Source organism: Actinosynnema sp. NPDC004786 (genome assembly GCF_053601135.1).
This window is the reverse complement of sequence record NZ_JBSGBG010000004.1, coordinates 130,659-151,772: the sequence shown is the minus strand read 5'-3', so window position 1 is coordinate 151,772 and position 21,114 is coordinate 130,659. Positions and strand designations below refer to the sequence as shown.

Sequence of the window (21,114 nt, the reverse complement as noted above, 5' to 3'; positions counted from 1 at the left end):
AACGTGGGTGGCGGAGAGATGTTCGACAGCGTCCTGGTGGCCAACCGCGGCGAGATCGTGGTGCGGGTGATCCGCGCGTTGCGGAGGTTCGGGATCCGGTCGGTCGCCGTCCACAGCGACGCCGACGTCGACGCGCTGCACGTGCGGATGGCGGACGTGGCGGTGCGGATCGGGCCCGCGGCGGCGCGCGAGAGCTACCTGTCGGTCGAGCGGATCGTCGAGGCGGCCCGGTCGACCGGCGCGCAGGCCGTGCACCCCGGGTACGGGTTCCTGGCCGAGAACGCGGAGTTCGCGCGGGCGTGCGAGAAGGCCGGGCTGGTGTTCATCGGGCCGCCCGCCGAGGCGATCGAGGCGATGGGCGACAAGATCCGCGCCAAGCTGACCGTCGCGGCGGCCGGCGTGCCGGTGGTGCCCGGTCGCACCGAGGTCGGGATGACCGACGACGACCTGGTCGAGGCGGCCGCGGAGATCGGGTTCCCGGTGCTGCTCAAGCCGTCCGCCGGCGGTGGCGGCAAGGGCATGCGGCTGGTGACGTCGGCCGACGGGCTGCGGGACGCGATCGAGTCGGCCCGGCGCGAGGCCCTCGGGTCGTTCGGCGACGACGCGTTGCTGATCGAGCGGTTCGTCGGCAACCCGCGGCACATCGAGATCCAGGTGCTGGCCGACGCGCACGGCGGCGTGGTGCACCTCGGCGAGCGCGAGTGCAGCCTCCAGCGACGGCACCAGAAGATCATCGAGGAGGCCCCTTCGCCGTTCCTGACGCCGGAAGCCCGGGAGGCGATGGGCCGGGCGGCGGTGGAGGCGGCCCGGTCCGTGGGGTACGTCGGCGCGGGCACGGTGGAGTTCATCGTGGACGGCGCGTCCGGCGACTACTACTTCATGGAGATGAACACCCGGCTCCAGGTCGAGCACCCCGTCACCGAGTTGGCGACCGGGATTGACCTGGTCGAGTGGCAGTTGCGGGTCGCGGCGGGTGAACCGCTCGCGCTCGGCGACGTGACGTTGTCGCGGCACGCCGTGGAGGCCCGGGTGTACGCGGAGGACCCGGCGCGGGGGTTCCTGCCGACCGGCGGCACGGTGCTGGCGCTGCACGAGCCGGAGGACGTGCGGGTGGACTCGGCGCTGCGGGTCGGGTTGACCGTCGGCAGCGACTACGACCCCATGCTGGCCAAGGTGGTCGCGCACGGGGCGACGCGGGAGGAGGCGTTGCGCCGGCTGGACGCCGCGCTGGGCCGGATGGTGCTGCTCGGCGTGACGACGAACATCCCGTTCCTGCGGGCGTTGCTGGCCGACCCGGACGTGCGGGCGGGCACGCTGGACACCGGGCTGGTGGAGCGCAAGCTGGAGTCCCTGGTGCGGCCCGGGGTGCCGGACGAGGTGCTGGCCGCGGCGGCGTTGGAGCGGCAGCTCGCGGTGCGCGGCGACGACCCGTGGGACCGGACCGGCGGGTGGCGGATCGGCGAGCACGCGTGGACCAGGTGGCTGATCGACGGGGTCGAGGTCCGCGTGCGCGGTGACGAGGTGTCCGTCGACGGCGGGGAACCGGTGCGGCTCATCGCGTCCGTGGACGGGTCGTGGCTGGTCGTCGGCGGACGGCGGTACGCGATGGCCCGTGCGGGCAACGTGCTGTGGCTCGGCGCGGACGGGCACGCGTGGGCGTTGACCGAGACGCTGCCGTCCGAGGTCGCGTCGTCGTCGGCGGCGGGCAGCGGCGGCCCGGTGACCAGCCCGATGCCCGGCACGGTGCTCGTGGCCCGGGCGCGGCAGGGCGAGCACGTGACCGCCGGCCAGGCGTTGTTCGTGGTCGAAGCGATGAAGATGGAGCACACCGTCACGTCACCCGTGGACGGGGTGCTCGCCGAAGTGCACGTCCAGGCCGGCCAACAGGTCGCGCTGGACCAACCCCTAGCCGTCGTCGTGCCCCACCAGGAGTGAGCGATGTTGGACTTCCGCCTTGACGAGGAATACGAGGCGCTGCGCAAGACCGTCGAGGAGTTCGCGCGCGAGGAGGTCGCGCCGGTCATCGGCGGGTTCTACGAGCGCGAGGAGTTCCCGTACGGGATCGTCGCCAAGATGGGGCGGATGGGCCTGTTCGGGCTGCCGTTCCCCGAGGAGTACGGCGGCATGGGCGGCGACTACTTCGCGTTGTGCCTGGCGCTGGAGGAGCTGGCGCGGGTGGACTCGTCGGTCGCGATCACGCTGGAGGCGGGGGTCTCGCTCGGGTCGATGCCGCTGTTCCGGTTCGGGTCGGCCGAGCAGAAGGCGGAGTGGCTGCCCCGGTTGTGCGCGGGCGAGGTGCTGGGCGCGTTCGGGTTGACCGAGCCGGGCGGCGGGTCGGACGCGGGCGCGCTGCGGACCACCGCGCGGGTCGACGGCGACGAGTGGGTGATCAACGGCACCAAGGCGTTCATCACCAACTCGGGCACGGACATCACCGGGTTGGTCACGGTGGCGGCGGTGACCGGGCGGCGGGAGAACGGCAAGCCGGAGATCTCGGCGATCATCGTGCCGTCGGGGACGCCGGGGTTCTCGGTGTCGCGCAAGTACTCCAAGGTCGGGTGGAACGCCTCCGACACGCGGGAGCTGTCGTTCCAGGACTGCCGCGTGCCGCTGGGGAACCTGCTCGGCGAGCGGGGGCGGGGGTACGCGCAGTTCCTGCAGACGTTGGACGAGGGTCGGGTGGCGATCGCGGCCCTCGGCGTGGGGCTGGCGCAGGGGTGCGTGGACGAGTGCGTGCGGTACGCGAAGGAGCGCGAGGCGTTCGGCCACCGGATCGGGGAGTACCAGGCGATCCAGTTCAAGATCGCCGAGATGGAGGCGCGCACGCACACCGCGCGGTTGGCGTACTACCAGGCGGCGTCGAAGATGCTGCGCGGCGAGCCGTTCAAGCGTGAGGCGGCGATCGCGAAGCTGGTGTCGTCGGAGGCGGCGATGGACAACGCGCGTGACGCGACGCAGGTGTTCGGCGGCTACGGGTTCATGAACGAGTACCCGGTGGGCCGCTTCTACCGCGACGCCAAGATCCTGGAGATCGGCGAGGGCACGAGCGAGGTCCAGAAGATGCTGATCGCCCGCGACCTGGGCCTCCACTAACCCGCGTGTCCTACGTTCGCGTCGCACGTGTCCTACGTCCGGAACACCCGAGTTGAACGTTCGGAACACGGCCCGCCGTCCTGAGCGTTCAACTCGGGGTACGCGAACGTAGGACACGCGCGTTCCGGACGTAGGACACGCGGGTTAGAAGTGGCCGTGGCGGCCTTCGCCCGAGTGGAAGCGGCGCAGGTGTCGGTCCACGTCGGTCAGCGAGGTCAGGCCGTGGGACAGTTCGTTGGCCAGGGCGTCGGGTTCCGGCAGGCCCTCCTGCTCCAGCAGCGACAGGCGGTCGTGGCGCAGGCCCAGCTGCGGGAAGCCCGCCAGCTCCGCCGCCAACGCCTCCGCCGCCGCACGGGACGTCCCGCTCGGCACCACCCGGTTCACCAGGCCGATGTCCAACGCCTCCACCGCCCGCACCGGACGCCCCGTCAGCACCAGGTCCATCGCCCGCGACAACCCGATCAACCGCGGCAGCCGCACGGTCCCGCCGTCGATCAGCGGCACGCCCCACCGCCGCGAGAACACGCCGAACACCGCGTCCTCGTCGGCCACCCGCAGGTCGCACCACAGCGCCAGCTCCAACCCGCCCGCCACCGCGTACCCCGACACCGCCGCGATCACCGGCTTGGACAGCCGCAACCGCGTCGGCCCCATCGGCCCGGACGGCGACCGCGCGTCGTTGCCCCGCTCCGACCCGAGCGCCTTGAGGTCCGCCCCCGAGCAGAACGTCCCGCCCTCGCCGTGCAGCACGGCCACCGCCGCGCCCGGGTCGTCGTCGAACTCGCGGAACACCTCGGTCAACGTGTGCGCGGTCGGGCCGTCCACCGCGTTCCGCACGTCCGGCCGGTTCAGCAGCACGGTGAACACCGGCCCCGACCGCTCCACCCGCACCGCGCTCACGGCTTCGGCAGCCCCCGTTCCACGATCGCGCCGAAGTCGACGCCGCGCGGCAGCGTGCCGAACGCCACGCCCCAGTCGCCGGACAGCCGGGACGCGCAGAACGCGTCGGCCACCGCCGGGTGCCCGTGCCGGACGAGCAACGCGCCCTGCAACGCCAACGCCATCCGCTCCACCAGCCGCCGCGCCCGCACCTCGAGGTCGGCGAGGTCGGTCAGCTCGTCCTTGATCCCGTCGACCGCCGCGTCCAGCCGCCGGTCGGCGCCGCGTGCCGCGTCCAGCTCGCCGAAGAACTCCTCCACCGCCTCCGGCGAACGCCCCAGTGCCCGCAACGCGTCCAGCGCCGCCACGTTCCCCGAACCCTCCCAGATGGACATCAGCGGCGACTCGCGGAACAGCCGCGGCAGCCCGGAGTCCTCGATGTAACCGTTGCCGCCCAGGCACTCCAGCGCCTCGGCGGCGTGCGCCGGCCCCCGCTTGCACACCCAGTACTTGCTCACCGCGAGCCCGAGCCGGCTGCGGTTGCCCGCGAGCCACAGCGCCACCGTGGTCGCCGCCTCCGACTCCACCGCCAGGTCGGCCAGCACGTTGCGCATCGCCGGCTGGTCGATCAGGTACGCGCCGAACGCCTTGCGGTGCGCCGCGTGGTGCGCGGCCTGGGTCAGCCCGGCCCGCATCCCGGCCGCCGAGCCGAGCACGCAGTCCAACCGGGTCATGTTGACCATCTCGATGATGGTCCGCACGCCCCGGCCCTCCTCGCCGACCAGCCACCCGACCGCGCCGTCGTACTCCAGCTCCGCGGAGGCGTTGGACTTGTTGCCGAGCTTGTCCTTGAGCCGTTGCAGGAACATCGCGTTGCGGGTGCCGTCGGGCAGCACGCGCGGCAGCACGAAGCACGACAACCCGCCGGGCGCCTGCGCCAGCGTGAGGAACAAATCGGACATGGGGGCCGAGGTGAACCACTTGTGCCCGGTCAGGACGTAGTGGTCGCCCTGCGGCACGGCGCGGGTGGTGTTCGCCCGCACGTCCGAGCCGCCCTGCTTCTCCGTCATCGACATGCCCGCGATCAGGCCGCGCTTCGTCGCCGGCGCACGCAGCCCGAAGTCGTACTCGCGCGACGCCAGCAGCGGTTCGAACCGCTCGGCCAACGCGGGCGTGGCGCGCAGCGCGGGCACGGACGCGTACGTCATCGAGATCGGGCACCCGTGCCCGGCCTCGGCCTGGCTCCAGACGTAGAACTTGGCGGCGCGGGCGACGTGCGCGCCCGGCCGGTCGTCCCGCCAGGCCGCGGCGTGCAGGCCGTTCGACACCGCGGTGCGCATCAGCTCGTGCCAGGCGGGGTGGAACTCGACCTCGTCGACCCGGTGGCCGTACCGGTCGTGGGTGTGCAGCACGGGCGGGTGGGCGTTGGCCAGTCGGCCCAGGTCCTGCACGTGCGGCGTGCCCGCGAGGACGCCGAGCGAGCGGACCTCGGGTTCGGCCCACTCCGCGCCGCCGCGCCGCAGGCCGTCCAGCAGCGCCGGGTCGGCGGAGACGTCGTGCCCCTCCAGCGGCGGCACCTGGTTGGTCACCTCGTGAGTGGCGTGGCTCATAACCGCTCAGACTACTACCAGCGGGTAACTTCGAAGGTGGTGAAATTTGGGGGTGCTGATCAAGCTCCGGCGGCCTAACGTCGGTGCGGTGAGCGATCACCGGCAGAGCCTGGAGTCGGACCACCACGATCGGGCGGTGGCCGCGTTGCGCGAGCAGTACGCGGCCATCCCGGCGGGCGCACCCGTGCGCCTGGCCAAGGCGACGTCGAACCTTTTCCGGTTCCGCGCCGAGCAGTCCGGCGGGCTCGACGTGGCCCGCTTCGACCGCGTCCTCTCCGTCGACACCGCCACGCGCACCGCACAGGTGCAGGGCATGACGACCTACGAGAACCTGGTCGACGCCACCCTCCCGCACGGCCTCATGCCGCTGGTCGTGCCGCAGCTCAAGACGATCACGCTGGGCGGCGCGGTGGCGGGCCTCGGCATCGAGTCCAGTTCGTACCGCAACGGCCTGCCGCACGAGTCGGTGCGGGAGCTGGAGGTGATGACCGGCGACGGCGAGGTCGTCGTCGTGGGTCCCGAGGACGACCTGTTTCGCGGGTTCCCGAACTCCTACGGCACGCTCGGCTACACCTTGCGACTGAAAATCGACCTGGAGCCGGTCAAACCGTACGTGCGACTTCGACACGTGCCCTTCGCGGACGCGGCCGAGTGCGCCCGGGTGATCTCGGAGGTGTGCGCCGAGGGGGCCTACCGGGGCGAACCGGTCGACTTCGTGGACGGCACGGTGTTCTCCGGCCGCGAGCAGTACCTGACGCTCGCGAACTGGGCCGACTCCGCGCCGTTCACCTCGGACTACACCGGGAACGCCATCTACTACCGGTCGATCCAGCGGCGCAGCGTGGACTACCTGACCGTGCGGGACTACCTGTGGCGGTGGGACACCGACTGGTTCTGGTGCTCGCGCGCGTTCGGCGTGCAGCACCCGGTCGTGCGACGGCTCGTGCCGAAGCGGTACCTGCGGTCGGACGTGTACCGCAAGGTGGTGGCGTGGGACCGGCGGCACCGCCTGTCCGCGCGGTTGAGCAAGGCGGTGCAGGAGCCGGTGATCCAGGACGTGGAGATCCCGGTGGACCGCCTGGCCGAGTTCCTGGACTTCTTCCACCGCGAGATCGGCATCAGCCCGGTGTGGCTGTGCCCGGTGCGGTTGAAGGACCGGGCGGGCTGGCCGCTGTACCCGATGGACCCGGACGTGCTGTACGTCAACGTCGGCTTCTGGTCGACGGTGTCGCTGCGCCCGGACGAGGAGCTGGGCAGCCGCAACCGGCTGATCGAGGACAAGGTCACCGAGCTGGGCGGGCACAAGTCGCTCTACTCCGACTCGTACTACGACGAGGAGGAGTTCTGGGACAACTACAACGGCCCCACCTACCGGGACCTGAAGAAGCGGTACGACCAGGCGGGCAGGCTGCCCGATTTGTACGCCAAGTGTGTTCTCCGTAGGTGAAGGGAGCCGGGGTCATGCGGTTGGCGGAGGTGTTCCAGCGGGCGGTCGGAGGCGCTGACGCGGTGCGGTTCAGCGCGTACGACGGCAGCCAGGCGGGGCCGGCCGACGCGGGTGTGAGCATCGAGGTGCGCACACCGGAGGCGTTGTCGTACCTGGCGTCCGCGCCGGGTGAGCTGGGGCTGGCGCGCGCGTACGTGACCGGCCACCTGGAGATCATCGGTGACGTGTACGGCGCTTTGCGCCAGTTGTCCGACTTCTCGCTGCGGGACGTGCCGTGGGCGCAGCGGGTGGAGCTGCTGACGACGTTGGGCCGGACCAGGTTGAACACCCGGGTGGAGGTGCCGCCGCAGGAGCGGCGGCTGCACGGGCTGCGGCACTCCAAGGCGCGGGACCGCGAGGCCATCGCGCACCACTACGACGTGTCGAACACGTTCTACGAGTGGATCCTCGGGCCGTCCATGGCGTACACGTGCGCCGTGTACCCGACCGAGGGCGCCACGCTGGAGGAGGCGCAGTTCGCCAAGCACGACCTGGTGGCGCGCAAGCTCGGGCTGAAGCCGGGGATGCGGCTGCTGGACGTCGGCTGCGGCTGGGGCGGGATGGTCATGCACGCCGCCCGCGAGTACGGCGTGAAGGCGCTGGGCGTGACGTTGTCGCGCAACCAGGCCGAGTGGGCGCAGAAGGCCATCGTGGAGGCGGGGCTGTCCGACCTGGCCGAGGTGCGCTACCTGGACTACCGCGACGTCCGGGAGACCGGGTTCGACGCGGTCAGCTCGATCGGCCTGACCGAGCACATCGGCAAGGCGAAGCTGCCCGGCTACTTCCGGTCGCTGTACCGGAAGCTGAAGCCCGGCGGGCGGATGCTCAACCACTGCATCACCCGGCCGGACAACAAGCAGCGGGCCAAGACCGGCGGGTTCATCAACCGGTACGTGTTCCCGGACGGCGAGCTGGTCGGGCCGGGCCACCTGGTGTCGCTGATGCACGACACCGGGTTCGAGGTGCGGCACGAGGAGAACCTGCGGGAGCACTACGCCCTGACGCTGGCGGCCTGGTGCGACAACCTGGAGAAGCACTGGGACGACGCGGTGGCCGAGGTCGGCCTCGGTCGGGCCCGGGTGTGGCGGCTGTACCTGGCCGCGTCCCGGCTGGGCTTCGAGCGCAACAACATCCAGCTCCACCAGGTGCTCGGCGTGAAGCTCGACGGCACTACGTCCCACATGCCGCTGCGCCCCGACTGGCTGGGCTGACCCGTGGACCGCGGCGTGCGGGCCTCCCCCACCCGCACGCCGCCCCGCGTGTCCTACGTTCACGTCGCGTGTGTCCTACGTTCAGAACGCGTGTGTCCTACGTTCGCGTCGTGAGAGTCCTACGTTCAGGACCCCTGAGTTCAACGCTCAGGACAGTTGGCCGAGGATCTGCTGCACCTGGTTGGACGGGATCGCGAACCCGATCCCCACGCTGCCCGCCTCACCGCTGTCCGACGCGGGCGAGTAGATCGCCGAGTTGATGCCGATGACCTCGCCCGCCGCGTTCACCAACGGCCCGCCCGAGTTGCCCGGGTTGATCGACGCGTCGGTCTGGATCGCCTGGTAGCTCACCGACGACGCGCGCCGGCCGGTCGACGTCCCCGGCACGGTCACCGTGCGGTCCAGCGCGCTCACGATCCCCGACGTCACGGTGCCCTGGAGGCCCTCCGGCGACCCGATCGCCACGACCTCGTCACCGACCTTCACCTGGTCGGAGTTGCCGAACTTCGCCGGCGTCAACCCGCTCACCCCGGACGCCTGCACGACCGCCAGGTCACTCGACGGGTCGGTACCCACCACGGTGGCGTCGACGGTCCGCCCGTCGCTCAACGTCACCGTCACCCGCTGGGCGCCCGCCACCACGTGGTTGTTGGTCAGGATCCGGCCGTCCGCCGTGAGCACGACCCCGGAGCCGAGCCCTTGCCCCTGCGCCGACACCACGTTCACCTGCACCACGCTCGGCAGCACGCGCGCCGCCACGGCCGAAACGTCCGAAGTGGACGAAGAGGCGTTGAGCGCGACCAGGCTGCTCGACGCCGGGCTGTCCGGCGCGTGCAGCGCGCCGACGACCCCGCCGGTGACCCCGCCGAACACCGCGGCGGCCAGCGCCGCGGAGGTCACCACCACACCGGTGCGCCGCCGCCAGAACGACGCCCGCTCCTCCAACGACCCGCGCATGGCGGGGAAGTCCTGTGTCGTCATGACCTCAGGGTCGGCCCGCACCCTATGAGGAGGCTGAGCGTCCCGTCAGGACTTGCCAAGAATCGCGCGGACCTCGTCGAACGCCAGCGGTGACGTGCCGTACAGCGGACCCTGGGCCGCCGTGACGCCCAGCTCGGCCAACCGCCGCGCCTCGTGCTCCGTGCGCACGCCCGCCGCGTACAGGGGCAGCCCCAACGTCGCCGACCACGTGAGCAGCGCCACGGCCGCGCTCTCCTCGACCGGGTCCGCGCCCTCCGCGAGCCCGTACACGGGCGACCCCTGGAACTTCACCGCCGTCAGCGGGATCCGCCGCAGCCGGTCCATCGGCACGTTGCCGCCGCCCACCTGGTCGAGCACCAGCCGCACGCCGTGCTCGGCCAGGTACGTCAGCTCCTCCACCTGGTCGTCGGTGATCAGCGCGGGCAGGTGCTCGCTCAGCTCGAACCGCAGCAGCCGCGCCGGCAGCCCGCTCTCCCGCAACGCCCGCCGCACGGTCGCGCCCAGCTCCGGCTCCTGGCACTGCCGGGCGGTCAGGTCCATGCTCAGCACCGGCGCGGCGTCGCCGAACTCGGCGTGCCACCGGCCCGCGTCCGCGCACGCCTGCGCGATGGCCCACTTGCCCAGCCGCGCCGCCATCCCGGTGCACGTCGACAGCGACACCAGCTCCTGCGGGTCGAGCAGTCCCTCGGTCGGGTGATCCCAGCGCAGCCGCGCCTCGACGGCCACCAGGGACCCGTCGACCAGCGACCGGACCGGCTCGTAGTCGACCCGGAACTCACCCTGCTCCAGCCCGCCGGAGATCGACGCGGCCAACCGCATCCGGGCACGTTCGCGCTGGTCACGGGTCTTGTCGTAGAGGGCCCACTGCGCCTTGCCGTCGTCCTTGGCCCACCGCACGGTGAGGTCGACGCACCGCAGCAGCTCGGCCGCGTCCGCGCCGCGGGCAGGCTGCACCACGATGCCGACGCTGGCGGTCACGCCGATGCCGTCGTCACCCACCCAGACGGGTTCGGCGAACAGCTCGACGGCGGACTCCACCAGGGTCACGACGGACGCCACGTCGAGCGGGTCGCCGATCAGCACGCCGAACTCGTCCGGACCGATCCGGGCCAGCCGCCCGACGCCGTCGAACACCGACCGCAGGTGCCCGGCGACCGCGGTGAGGATCCGGTTGCCGACGTCGTGCCCGAACGCGTCGTTGACCACCCGGAACCCGTCGAGGTCGAACACGACCAGGGCGAGCGTCGCGGGACCGCGGTCGCCGACCGCGCCCTCCAGCCAGCCGACGAACTGCGCCCGGTTGGGCAGGCCGGTCTGCACGTCGTGCAGGCTCTGCCGGACGAGCTGGCTCTGCAACGCCCGCACCTCGTCCAGGTTCTCGATCATCGTGACGTAGAAGGCGGGCTCGCCGTCGTCGTCGCGCAGCAGGGCCAGCGCGATGAGGACGTCGACCACGTCGCCGTCGGCGCGCACCAGCTGCGTTTCCGTGCGGACGTGCTCGGTCCCGTTCTGCAGCGCCAGCGCGGCGCGATCGATCCGCTCTCGCTCGTCCGGGTGAACCAGATCGCGGCCGAGTGAACCGATCAGGTCCTCGGCGGTGTGGTCGAGCATGGCCAGCATGGTGTCGTTGCAGTCGAGGATCACGCCGTTGATGTCGGAGACGGCGATCGCCAACGCCGACGTCTGGAACACGGCGCGGAACTTCGCTTCACCCGCGCGTAATGCGGATTCGTCTGTTCGGGTGGTCTTTAACGCCTCGGCGAAACCGGCTGCCAACGCGCCGAGCACGGCCGGGTCGAGGTGCCCGCCGACGAACGCGAGCGTGCGCTCCAGCGTCTCGGTGGCGGTGAGGCCGTGCTCGACCAGGTCGCGGCCGACCCGGCGGGCGTCCGCGGGGGAGCCGTTCGGCCCGGTCGCGGCCCGCAACGCGGCGGTGAACCCGACGAGGAGGTCCTCGAGCGCGGTGGGCGGCACGTCGGTGGACGGGACGGTGGACGCGATGGCGGCGGCCCAGCGACGCGCGCACGCGTCCTGGGTTTGTCCGGGCTCATCACCCGGTCTCGCCGCACCTGCCTGTTCGGCCATCTTCATTCAGCTCTGCGGGCCAATCTTCAACGGTAAGCCGGTGCGGATTTCTCCCGCACATTGTTCACTCGAATGGTCGAATGGGGACCGGAGGTCCCGGTCAGCTTACTTCTTGCCCGCCCGGCTCCGGCAAGTCGCTCGGCGGTTCTCTTCAGCGTCCCGTGATCTTGGAGGGCGTCGACCGGGACGTGCGCGCCGGTATGGCCTGATCATCCCGCCGGTGGTCGGAGTTTCACCGATTCAGTGGTGTACCGCGGGACTTCTGCGCGGCATCGTGAAGCTTTTTCGCGGGTCGGGCGGAAGCGGACATTTCGCGACCGGCGGCCGTCCCGAGCGTTGAATTCGGGTGTTCCGGACGTAGGACTCACACGACGCGAACGTTGGACTCACGCGTTCTGGAGGTAGGACACGCGCGTTCTGGAGGTAGGACACGCGCGGCGGCCCGGGGGAACCGGGCCGCCGCGGTGGGTCAGGCGACGGTGGACAGGACCGAGGCGATGCGGGTGGCGATGCGGTCGTTGTCGGTCGGGGCCAGGCTGAGCCAGCCGTCCTCGTGGACCATGAGGTAGCGGCCCTGGTGGGTGTCGAACCAGGTGATCAGCGTGCCGGCCCGCGAGCGCCGGTAGCCGCCGCCTACGGTGACGCCGAACTGGCCGCCCGCGACCCGGCTCGTGGCCAGCTCGCTGACGACGGTCGCGTCCTCCCGTGACAGGCCGGCCTTCTGCAGCGCCTCCCGCTCGTCCAGCTCAGCGCTGCCCCACGGGTCGTCGTCCTCGTCGTCCTGCTGCTGCTCGTTCTGCATCGCCACGGCCGCGTTCAGCGTCTCCAGCCGCAGCGACAACGCGCTGCCCGGCCCGGCGGACCCGTCCGGCAGCACCTCCACGATCGACCGGGCCAGCGACGTCGGCCGGATCTCCAGCACCCCGACCGAGCCGCTGTCGATCACCGCCATCGCGCCCCGCCCGCCGTCGGACACGGCGACCGCGCGCACCGACCGGTCCACGTGGGCGACCGCGTCCACGGCCACCTCGTGCTCGGCGAGCAGCCGCAGCAGCTCCACCAGCCGGGGCGAGGGCTCGCCGTAGGCGGCGAGCACCTCTTCCCGCAACCGCTTGCGCTCCTCCTCGGTGGCGCCGAGGCTCGGCACGTCCAGCGGGTACGGCAGCCGGCCGAGGTCGAGGTGGTGCCACAGCACGTCCAGCTCGCGCGGCGTGAGCACGAACTCCGGCTCGATCACGGCTGGTCGCCCTTCTTCCGCGGCTTCGCGCCACCGATCACCGAGGGCGGCAGGTTCTCGCCGGGCACCTCGAAGATGTCCTCGCCGCGGATGTACGCGGCGGACCGGTGCTCCTTGTCCTCGCCCTGCTGACCGCCGGCCGGGGCACCGCCCATCGGCGCGCCGCCCGCCATCGGGGACGCCGCCGCGCCCGCGCCGCCGGGGCCGAACCCGCCGACGGGCATCGCGCCGCGCGGGCCGGGACCGCCGACCGCGCCGGTCGAACCGCCCGCGGCCAGCGAGCCGCCGGGGCCGCCCGCGCCACCCGAGCCGGTCGGGCCGAAGCCACCGCCGCCACCGCCGCCGAACGCGCCCGGGGGCATGCCGCCGGGCATCCGCGCGCCGGCCGCGCCGCCACCGCCGCCGGCACCACCGCCACCGCCGACGCCGGCCGCTCCCGGCGTGCCGGGCAACGGGGGCGTGCCGGGGCTGCCCGCCGGGATGTAGGCCGGCGGCTTCACGCCGGGCGGCAGCGTGCCGCCACCCGGCCGGGGCACGGTGTTCGGGTTCGCCGGCTGGTACGGCGGCACGTAGCCGGTGCCGGTCGGCGGCTGGTAGCCCCCGGCGGGCGGCGGCGTGTACGTCGAGCCGTAGTTGGGCGTCGGCGGCGTGTACGGGTTCGCCACCGGCACCTGCGCCGCCGCGGCGGCGGCCGTCGTGCCCTCGGGCCGGTACACCGGCTGCGGGACCGGCGACCCGCCGGCGTACCCGCCACCGCCACCGGAGTACCCGCCACCGGAGTAGCCACCCGGCTGGTACGACGCCGCCGCGGGCGCGTACCCGGACGGCTGGGTGGTCGGCTGGGCCGGCTGGTACGCCGGCGCCTGCTCCACGGGCCGCAGCGCCTGCGCCTGCTGGGCGGGCTGCGCCGCCGTGTACGCCGACGGCGCCGTGCCACCGCCGCCCGCGCCGCCCGCCGCGTCCACGTTCGCGCTCGCGAGCGTGGCCACCGAGGCCCGGGAGAGCGCGAGCACCGGCTCCTCGGTGCGCCCGGTGACCGGGTTGAACGGCGCGGTGAAGCGCGGCGTGGTCTGGTCGACCGCCTGCGACTCCCGCTCCATGGTCGTCATGACGGTCACGGCGTGCTCGTGCAGCGCCCGCGCGTGGTCGTTGGCCGCCTGCACGTCGGCGGCGGAGCTCGCCAGGCCCTGGATGCCGCCCGCGGTGAACACGCCGGTGGCCTGGTCCCAGTTGAACTCGACCGGCTCGGGCATGCTGGCCCGCGCGTTCTCCATGATCTGGCTCTCGTCCTGGACCCGCTTGCCCACCTCGACCGCGGTCTCGGCGGTGTGCGTCACCCAGTCGGCCAGGCCCTTGATCGCGAGCCGCGCCGCGTCCGCCGCGTCGCCGGTCCAGCCGGACTCGCTGAGCGCCACCCGCTCGTTGATCAGCCGGGCGGCCTCGGTCAGCTCGGCGCCGAACTGGCCCCACTCCGCGCCGATCTCGCCGGTCTGGCCCGGGTCGTTGTTGTGGTGCACCGCCTCGTACAGCTCGCGGTGCGACCGGGACGCCCAGTTCTGGGTCTCGGTCAGCACCGGGTCCGGCTCCTGGTCCTCGCGGAACAGCCGCTTCGCCGCGGGCTCCTGCCCGCCCTGCGCCACCTGCTCGGTCGCCATCGTCGCCAGTCCCCTCAGTTCCCGGTCAGCCTGGTCAGGGCGACGCCGCTCTCCTCGTCGACCGCGGTGAAGTTGCGGATCGCGCTCTGCACGGAGTCGTGCGTCTGCTGGAGCACCTCGCGGTACGCGGTCATCACGGCCACGAACGACCGCGGGTCGCCGTCCGCGCGGGCCTCGAACTTCTGGGCCAGCCGGTCGCCGACGGGGTTGCGGCCGATCGGCGCGGGGCGGGCGAGCCGGCCCGCGCGCTCCAGCCACGAGTCGACCTGGTCCATCTGCTCCAGGAGCATCCTGCGCAGTTCCTCGCCGGTGGCGGGATCGAGCGACACCCGGCCGGAGTTCACGGTCTCCTGGAGCGCCACGACCTGTCCGTTGACGGTCGGGACCTCACGGGGCGGGGCCACTTCATCCCCGTTCTCGGCGATGTACATCGGTATCCCTCGCGAAGGCAGCCTGCTGGACGGAACCGACCATCCCGCGACCCCCCAACGCCGGGCCAACGCGCGCCCAACGCGGCCCGTCGGGGTGCGGTGACGACTGTGGGAAACTCATCGACCACACGGTGACAACGCCGAAAGGGCTTGCGGATGCGGGTGAACCTGCTTGGGCCCGTTGAGCTGGTTTCCGCAGGTGGGGAAGCCGTTCGGTTGGGCGCGGCCAAGCGGCGGACGGTGCTCGCGGCACTCGCGCTCGAACTCAACCGCGTGGTGTCCGGCGACCGGTTGCTCGACCTCGTGTGGGACGGCTCACCGCCGCCGCAGGCCAAAGCCGCCCTCCAGGGGCACATCGCCCAGCTCCGCAAGGTCCTCGCCGACGGTGTCGCGCTCGTCACCCGGTCGCCCGGCTACGTGCTGACCGGCGAACGCGCGGACGTCGACGTGTTCCGGTTCGAGGACCTGCTGGCGACGGCCCGCGACGCGCCGGACGAGGACGCGGTGCGGCTGCTGCGCGACGCGTTGGCGCTGTGGCGCGGCCCGGTGCTGGCGGACGTGCCGGGCGACCACCTGCGCGAGGCGGTGTCGGCGCGGCTGGAGGAGCTGCGGCTGGTGGCCGTGCAGGAGCTGGCGACCCGGCTGACGCGGCTGGACCGGGCGGCCGAGGCGGTGTCCGGGCTGCGTGACGCGGTGGAGGCCAACCCGCTGCGCGAGGCGCTGGTGGCGCGGCTGGTGCTGGCGCTGCACTGGAGCGGCCGGCAGGCCGAGGCGTTGGCGGTGTACCACCGGACGCGGGAGCGGCTGGCCGACGAGCTGGGCGTCGACCCGGGGCCGGAGCTGCGCGAGGCGTACCAGACCGTGCTGGCGGGCGACACCGCGCCGACGCCGGCGGTGGACCGCGCGCCCGCCCAGTTGCCGCGCGAGCACCGCGGGTTCGTGGGGCGCGAGGAGGAGCTGTCCGACCTCGGCACGGCCCTGATCGGCCAGGACTCGGCGATCGGGCTGCTGGTCGGCCCGGCCGGGGTGGGCAAGACGGCGTTGGCGCTGCGGTGGGCGCACGGGGTGGCGGCCGACTTCCCGGACGGCCAGCTGTTCGTGAACCTGCGCGGGTTCGACGAGACCGAGCCGCTCGACCCGCGGACGGCGTTGATCGGGTTCCTGCGGGCGTTCGGGCTGACCGACTCGCAGATCGCGGTGGACCTGGAGGGCCAGGCCGCGCAGTACCGGTCGCTGCTGGCCGGGCGGCGGGTGCTGGTCTTCCTGGACAACGCCCGGTCGGCCGAGCAGGTCCGGCCGCTGCTGCCGGGCTCGCCGCGGTGCCTCGTGCTGGTGACGAGCAGGCACCGGTTGGACGACCTGGTGGTGACGGAGGGCGCGTCGTCGCTGCACGTGCCGACGTTGCCGGAGTCGAGCGCCGAGGACCTGCTGACCGCGCTGCTGGGCCGCCAGCGGATCGAGCAGGAGCCGGAGGCGGTCGCGGAGCTGGTGGAGCTGTGCGACCGGCTGCCGCTCGCGCTGCGGATCGCGGGCGCGCGGCTCGCGTCTCGGCCGCGGTGGACGATCCAGTCGCTGGTGGACGAGCTGCGCGACGAGCAGGGGCGGCTGGCGGCGTTGTCGCTGCCGGAGGCGGGGCGCGGGGTGCACGCGGCGCTGGCCGTGAGCTACCGGGAGCTGCCCGAGGGCGCGGCGCGGCTGTTCCGGCGGCTCGGCCTGCACCCCGGCACGGACCTGGACAGCTACGCGGCGGCGGCGCTGCTGGACATCAACGTGGTCAGCGCCCGCACCCACCTGCGGACCCTGGCGTACGCGAACCTGCTGCACGAGTCGACGCCGGACCGGTACTCGCGGCACGACCTCGTGCGGCTGTTCACCCACCACCTGGCGGCCACGGAGTCCGATGTGGACAACCAGGTGGCGGCGAACCGGCTGCTGGACTACTACCTGCACGTGGCGGACCGGGCGCGGGCGCACCTGTCCGACCACGTCCGGCCGTTCGGGCCGATCGAGCACCGGCCGGCGTCGTTCCCGGAGCTGGCGTCGCACGCGGCGGCGCTGGACTGGTTCACGCTGGAGGAGGCCAACCTCGGGCTGGCGCTGGACATCGCGGTCAACAGCGGGCAGCGGGAGCGGACGTGGCAGCTCGCGCTGTGCCTGGACGCGTTCCACTTCCGCCGGGGCAACCGGCTGGACCGGCTGGCGCTGTGCCGGATCGGGTTGGCCGCGACGCGCTCGCTCGGCGACCGGCACGCGCAGGCGACGTTCCTGCTGCGGTTGGGTTCGACCCTGGCCGACCTGGGGCGGATCGACGAGGCGATCAAGGCGTGCACGCGGGCGGCGGCGTTGTCGGACGGCGACCGGCACCTGGAGCTGGCGGCGTTGGCGAACCTCGGGTACTGCCTGATGGCCGACGACCAGCTGGACCGGGCGCAGGAGACGATCCTGGAGGCGCTGGAGGTGGCGCGGGAGGTCGGGGACAACCGGTCGCAGGCGAGCATCCAGAACAACCTGGCCAACGTGCTGCTGCGCAAGCACCGGCCGGAGGAGGCGTTGCGGCACGCGACGGAGGCACTGGGCCTGTTCCCGTCCGCGCCGTCGAAGGCGCACACGGCGACGTTGCACACCGTGGGCGCGGCGTCCCAGCAGCTGGGCCGTGCGGACGAGGCGCTGGAGTCGTACCGGGCGGGGCTCGCGCTGGCGGCGCGCCTGGGCGACCGCTACCAGGAGGCGTTGTGCCACCGGGCGATCGGGGACGTGCTGGAGCAGTCCGAGGGCCCGGCCGCCGCCCGCCCGCACTGGCTGGCCGCGCTCCAGCTCTACCGCGACCTGCGCCTGGCCGACGCCGACGACCTGGCCCGCAAGCTGGGCCTGGCCTCCTGACCGCACAACTCACGCGTTCCGAACGTAGGACACGCGCGTGTGTCCTACGTTCAGGTCAGGTGTGTCCTACGTTCAGGTACCCCGAGTTCAACGTTCAGGTCAGGCGGTGGCGTGGGCGGCGGCGCGGCCGGCGACGCGGCCGGAGAACAGGCAGCCGCCCAGGAACGTGCCCTCCAGGGCGCGGTAGCCGTGGACGCCGCCGCCGCCGAACCCCGCCGCCTCACCCGCCGCGTACACGCCCGCCAACGGCGTGCCGTCGGACTGCAGCACGCGCGCGGACAGGTCGGTGTGCAGGCCGCCCAACGTCTTGCGGGTCAGCACGGACAGCCGCACGGCGATCAGCGGACCGGCCTTGGGGTCCAGCAGCGCGTGCGGCTCGACCACGCGGATCAGCTTGTCGGTGACGAACCTCCGCGCCTCGCGCATGGCGTTGACCTGCATGTCCTTGCCAAGCCCGGACAGCACCTGCCGGTCGCGGTGCACGATGGTCCGCCGCAGCGCCGCCGCGTCGATCAACGACGTGCCGGTCAGCTGGTTCATGCCCGCGGCCAGCTCCTCGGGCGTGCGGCCGAAGACGAACTCCTCGGACCGCTTGGCGAACTCCTCCACGGGCGCGACCGCCCCGGGCAGCGCCCGCTTGAGCACCGCCTTCACGTCCTTGCCGGTCAGGTCGGGGTTCTGCTCCGACCCGGACAGCGCGAACTCCTTGCCGATGATCCGCGAGTTCAGCACGAACCACGAGTAGCCGTACCCGGTCTTCACGATGTGCTCCAGCGCCCCGAGCGCGTCGAACCCCGGGAACAGCGGGATCGGCAGCCGCGCGCCGGTGGCGTCCAGCCACAGCGACGACGGGCCGGGCAGGATGCGGATGCCGTGCCTGCTCCACACCGGGGCGTAGTTGGCGATGCCCTCGGGGTAGTGCCACATGCGGTCCTCGTTGATGATCTCGCCGCCGGCGCCCTGCACGACCCTGAGCATCTCGCCGTCCACGTGGTCGGGCACGCCCGACAGCATGTGCTCGGGCGGCGTGCCCAGCCGGGCGGGCCAGTTGCGGCGCACCATGTCGTGGTTCGCGCCGATGCCGCCGGACGTGACGACCACGGCCTGCGCGCGCAGCTCGAAGTCGCCGGACGCGGTCCGCGAGCTGGGCTCGCCCCGACCGGCCGTGCTGGGCTCCAGCACCTCGCCGCGCACGCCGTCCACCACGCCTCCGGTCGTGGTCAGCCCGGTGACGCGGTGCCGGAACCGCAGCTGCACGAGCCCGCGCGCCACGCCCTCACGCACCCGCCGCTCGAACGGCGCCACGATGCCGGGCCCGGTGCCCCAGGTCACGTGGAACCGCGGCACGGAGTTGCCGTGGCCGTCGGCCAGGTACCCGCCGCGCTCGGCCCACTGCACGAGCGGGAACCAGCGCACGCCCATCGCGTGCAGCCACGCCCGCTTCTCGCCCGCCGCGAAGTCCACGTACGCCTCGGCCCACCGGCGCGGCCAGTGGTCGGCGTCGCGGTCGAACGCCGCCGAGCCCAGCCAGTCCTGCAGGGCCAGCTCCGCCGAGTCCTTGACCTTCAGCCGCCGCTGCTCCGGGCTGTCGACCAGGAACAACCCGCCGAACGACCAGAACGCCTGACCGCCGAGCGACGCCTCCGGCTCCTGGTCGAGCAGGATGACCCTGCGCCCGGCGTCGACCAGTTCGGCGGTGGCGACGAGGCCCGCCAGGCCCGCGCCGACGACGATGACATCCGCGTCCTCTGCCATCGGGCGAGTCTAGATCGAACTCCGGCGGCGGACGAGAGTTGAAGAAGATTCACTTTCAGGGAGTTGGTGCACGGTGTCGTACACGCGGGACGTCGGCGAGATCAGCGCGGTGTGGCGGCCGGCGGCCGAGGTGCCGACCATCGACCGCCCGCTGACGCAGGCCCGGCTCGTCGGGACCGGCGACGTCACGCGCGGGCGGTTCGGCCTGTTCGAGTGGCGGATGGCCCCGCGCGCCGGCGGTCCGGCCGCGCACTTCCACAAGACGTTCTCCGAGTCGTTCTACGTGATCTCCGGAACGGTCCGGCTGTTCAACGGCGAGACCTGGGTGAACGCCACCGCGGGCGATTTCCTCTACGTCCCCGAGGGCGGCGTCCACGCTTTCCGCAACGACACCGACGAGCACGCGTCGATGCTGATCCTCTTCGCGCCGGGACCGCCGCGCGAGGAGTACTTCCGGGAACTGGCCGAGATCGGCGAATCGGGTCGTCGGCTCAGCCCGGAGGAGTGGACCGAGCTGTACGCGCGGCACGACCAGCACATGGTGTGAGCGGGGGTATCGGACCGCCGGCCGTTCGGTGGGGGTGGCCGCTCGGCCGGCGGCGGTCGGGCAGGCGTGGGCGCACCTGCAACGTCTCGGGGAGAGGTGCCGCGCGGGCCTGGGGGGAGGTGCCCTGCGGGCCTGACGTCCGGTGCGGCGTCCACGTGCCGACCAGTAGTAGAACGGGTGGTTACCGGTGGGTGTTCCCCCGGAGGTCCCAGGGTGTCGGGCGTCACGCTGGGTATTCGCCGGCCCTGTTCGGGTGTGTCGCGGGTCACGGACGACGGTCAGGCGTCCCCGCGCAACTCGGTCATCTTCGCCTCGGCTCCCGCCAGCTTCCCCCGCGCGTCGTCGGCCCGGCGCTTCGCGCGCTCCAGCCTGGTCGCCGCCTCGTGCTCGGCCTGCTGCGCCCGGCGCAGCTCGGCCCGCAGGGTCGCGGTGTGCTCCTCGCGCTCGGTCAGGGTCTGCTCGGCCTCCGCGACGGCGGCGTCCGCCTTCCGCACGTCGGCCCGCGCGGTGTCGATGTCCTCGCGCGCCCGCGCGAGCTGACGCTCCCGCCGCTGCTCACGGCGCGGCGCGAGGTCGTCCCGCACCGGGGTCGCGGTCTCGCTCAACGGGCCGAAGCCGGACTGCTCGACCGGCTTCACCAGCCGCCCGGCCTTGATCCGGGCGGCCAGCACGGCGTCGGCCAGCGCCGCGGTCAGCGTCGTGCGCACCTGCTGCACGGCGTCCGGCCCGAGGGGGTGGCCGCGGTCCGTCGCCAGCAGCTCGACCTTCCGCACGAGCGCGCTCAGCACGGCCCGCCGCCGCGCGCCCAGCTGCCTCAGCGCGCCCCCGCGCAGCTTTTCCTGGGCGGCGCGCAGCTCGTCACCGAGAGCGAGCGCTTCGGCCAGGTCGGACCCGCCGTAGCGGCCCAGCAGGTTCAGCGCCCACGCGGACAGGGTCGGCTTGCGCAGGGCCGAGACCCGCTTGGCCAGCTCCTTGTCGCCGCGCTCGGCGGCCTCCCGCGCGCGGGCGTCCCTGGCCGCGACGAAACGAGCCGGCGGCACGGTGTACAGCTCGTCGGCTATGCGGTCGATCGGTTCGGCGTCCACGATGCACACCAGTGTGCTCGCCATCGCGTTGAAGTGCGATTTGTTACCGAATCCGGGCTCTGCCGGGTGATTCACCGTTGACAGTGTTTGACATTCCGGCCGGTCGGCTCTTGACTGGAGTGGTCGCACCCGTTCCGGTGTTCTGCGGCACTTCCCGCGCGTTCGCGCAATAGGCCGAA

At 72.8% G+C, this 21,114-nt stretch carries 15 protein-coding genes; 6 read left to right on the top strand and 9 right to left on the bottom strand.

Going from position 1 to position 21,114, the window contains the following annotated elements; genetic code table 11:
* Positions 1–18 precede the first annotated feature (18 nt).
* Both ACWEFJ_RS05375 and ACWEFJ_RS05370 read left to right on the top strand, forming a co-directional pair.
* Positions 19–1,935 carry an ATP-binding protein gene (locus ACWEFJ_RS05375; RefSeq protein ID WP_449713007.1) on the top strand — a complete coding sequence of 639 codons (1,917 nt, stop codon included), beginning with the start codon at positions 19–21 and terminating at the stop codon, positions 1,933–1,935.
* A gap of 3 nt (positions 1,936–1,938) precedes the next feature.
* The gene (locus ACWEFJ_RS05370) at positions 1,939–3,093 is read left to right on the top strand and encodes an acyl-CoA dehydrogenase family protein (RefSeq protein WP_378083510.1); all 1,155 of its coding nucleotides are present in this window, start codon (positions 1,939–1,941) and stop codon (positions 3,091–3,093) included.
* Positions 3,094–3,237: 144 nt separating this feature from the next.
* Here the strand turns inward: ACWEFJ_RS05370 and ACWEFJ_RS05365 are convergent, their stop codons facing one another.
* Positions 3,238–3,993 carry a crotonase/enoyl-CoA hydratase family protein gene (locus ACWEFJ_RS05365; RefSeq protein ID WP_449713006.1) on the bottom strand — a complete coding sequence of 252 codons (756 nt, stop codon included), beginning with the start codon at positions 3,991–3,993 and terminating at the stop codon, positions 3,238–3,240.
* Positions 3,990–5,582 (bottom strand): acyl-CoA dehydrogenase family protein, encoded by a 1,593-nt coding sequence (locus tag ACWEFJ_RS05360; protein ID WP_378083513.1) that lies wholly within the window; start codon positions 5,580–5,582, stop codon positions 3,990–3,992. Before ACWEFJ_RS05360 ends, ACWEFJ_RS05365 begins: the two co-directional genes overlap by 4 nt.
* 88 nt (positions 5,583–5,670) lie before the next feature.
* Between ACWEFJ_RS05360 and ACWEFJ_RS05355 the strand changes: the two genes are divergently transcribed.
* Positions 5,671–7,029 (top strand): FAD-binding oxidoreductase, encoded by a 1,359-nt coding sequence (locus tag ACWEFJ_RS05355; protein ID WP_449713005.1) that lies wholly within the window; start codon positions 5,671–5,673, stop codon positions 7,027–7,029.
* A gap of 14 nt (positions 7,030–7,043) precedes the next feature.
* Positions 7,044–8,279 (top strand): class I SAM-dependent methyltransferase, encoded by a 1,236-nt coding sequence (locus ACWEFJ_RS05350; protein ID WP_378083517.1) that lies wholly within the window; start codon positions 7,044–7,046, stop codon positions 8,277–8,279.
* Between the two features lie 147 nt (positions 8,280–8,426).
* On the opposite strand, the gene ACWEFJ_RS05345 is transcribed toward ACWEFJ_RS05350, so the two are convergent.
* The 5 genes from ACWEFJ_RS05345 to ACWEFJ_RS05325 form a co-directional block, all read right to left on the bottom strand.
* Complete coding sequence (locus ACWEFJ_RS05345) at positions 8,427–9,260, bottom strand: S1C family serine protease (RefSeq protein WP_378083518.1); 834 nt, start codon at positions 9,258–9,260, stop codon at positions 8,427–8,429.
* A gap of 45 nt (positions 9,261–9,305) precedes the next feature.
* The gene (locus ACWEFJ_RS05340) at positions 9,306–11,345 is read right to left on the bottom strand and encodes a putative bifunctional diguanylate cyclase/phosphodiesterase (RefSeq protein ID WP_378083520.1); all 2,040 of its coding nucleotides are present in this window, start codon (positions 11,343–11,345) and stop codon (positions 9,306–9,308) included.
* Between the two features lie 469 nt (positions 11,346–11,814).
* Entirely contained in the window at positions 11,815–12,582 is a 768-nt protein-coding gene (locus tag ACWEFJ_RS05335) for an ESX secretion-associated protein EspG (RefSeq protein ID WP_378083523.1), read from the bottom strand.
* The gene (locus ACWEFJ_RS05330) at positions 12,579–14,237 is read right to left on the bottom strand and encodes a PPE domain-containing protein (RefSeq protein ID WP_449713004.1); all 1,659 of its coding nucleotides are present in this window, start codon (positions 14,235–14,237) and stop codon (positions 12,579–12,581) included. Before ACWEFJ_RS05330 ends, ACWEFJ_RS05335 begins: the two co-directional genes overlap by 4 nt.
* A gap of 14 nt (positions 14,238–14,251) precedes the next feature.
* Entirely contained in the window at positions 14,252–14,668 is a 417-nt protein-coding gene (locus tag ACWEFJ_RS05325; RefSeq protein WP_378083526.1) for a hypothetical protein, read from the bottom strand.
* 156 nt (positions 14,669–14,824) lie between these two features.
* Here ACWEFJ_RS05325 and ACWEFJ_RS05320 point away from each other — a divergent pair, with 156 nt between their 5' ends.
* Positions 14,825–17,548 (top strand): BTAD domain-containing putative transcriptional regulator, encoded by a 2,724-nt coding sequence (locus ACWEFJ_RS05320; protein WP_449713003.1) that lies wholly within the window; start codon positions 14,825–14,827, stop codon positions 17,546–17,548.
* 99 nt (positions 17,549–17,647) lie between these two features.
* On the opposite strand, the gene ACWEFJ_RS05315 is transcribed toward ACWEFJ_RS05320, so the two are convergent.
* Positions 17,648–19,303 carry an FAD-binding dehydrogenase gene (locus ACWEFJ_RS05315; protein ID WP_449713002.1) on the bottom strand — a complete coding sequence of 552 codons (1,656 nt, stop codon included), beginning with the start codon at positions 19,301–19,303 and terminating at the stop codon, positions 17,648–17,650.
* A gap of 73 nt (positions 19,304–19,376) precedes the next feature.
* Between ACWEFJ_RS05315 and ACWEFJ_RS05310 the strand changes: the two genes are divergently transcribed.
* Entirely contained in the window at positions 19,377–19,850 is a 474-nt protein-coding gene (locus tag ACWEFJ_RS05310) for a cupin domain-containing protein (RefSeq protein WP_449713001.1), read from the top strand.
* 278 nt (positions 19,851–20,128) lie between these two features.
* Here ACWEFJ_RS05310 and ACWEFJ_RS05305 read toward each other — a convergent pair whose 3' ends face one another.
* Positions 20,129–20,959, bottom strand: coding sequence for a hypothetical protein (locus ACWEFJ_RS05305; protein ID WP_449713000.1), 831 nt, complete (start codon positions 20,957–20,959; stop codon positions 20,129–20,131).
* Between the last annotated feature and the right edge of the window lie 155 nt (positions 20,960–21,114).

Coding starts and splice junctions, on each gene's coding strand:
- ACWEFJ_RS05375 (WP_449713007.1), top strand. CDS start 19: ATGTTCGACAGCGTCCTGGTGGCCAACCGCGGCGAGATCGTGGTGCGG.
- ACWEFJ_RS05370 (WP_378083510.1), top strand. CDS start 1,939: ATGTTGGACTTCCGCCTTGACGAGGAATACGAGGCGCTGCGCAAGACC.
- ACWEFJ_RS05360 (WP_378083513.1), bottom strand. CDS start 5,582: ATGAGCCACGCCACTCACGAGGTGACCAACCAGGTGCCGCCGCTGGAG.
- ACWEFJ_RS05350 (WP_378083517.1), top strand. CDS start 7,044: ATGCGGTTGGCGGAGGTGTTCCAGCGGGCGGTCGGAGGCGCTGACGCG.
- ACWEFJ_RS05345 (WP_378083518.1), bottom strand. CDS start 9,260: ATGACGACACAGGACTTCCCCGCCATGCGCGGGTCGTTGGAGGAGCGG.
- ACWEFJ_RS05340 (WP_378083520.1), bottom strand. CDS start 11,345: ATGGCCGAACAGGCAGGTGCGGCGAGACCGGGTGATGAGCCCGGACAA.
- ACWEFJ_RS05330 (WP_449713004.1), bottom strand. CDS start 14,237: ATGGCGACCGAGCAGGTGGCGCAGGGCGGGCAGGAGCCCGCGGCGAAG.
- ACWEFJ_RS05325 (WP_378083526.1), bottom strand. CDS start 14,668: ATGTACATCGCCGAGAACGGGGATGAAGTGGCCCCGCCCCGTGAGGTC.
- ACWEFJ_RS05320 (WP_449713003.1), top strand. CDS start 14,825: ATGCGGGTGAACCTGCTTGGGCCCGTTGAGCTGGTTTCCGCAGGTGGG.
- ACWEFJ_RS05315 (WP_449713002.1), bottom strand. CDS start 19,303: ATGGCAGAGGACGCGGATGTCATCGTCGTCGGCGCGGGCCTGGCGGGC.
- ACWEFJ_RS05305 (WP_449713000.1), bottom strand. CDS start 20,959: ATGGCGAGCACACTGGTGTGCATCGTGGACGCCGAACCGATCGACCGC.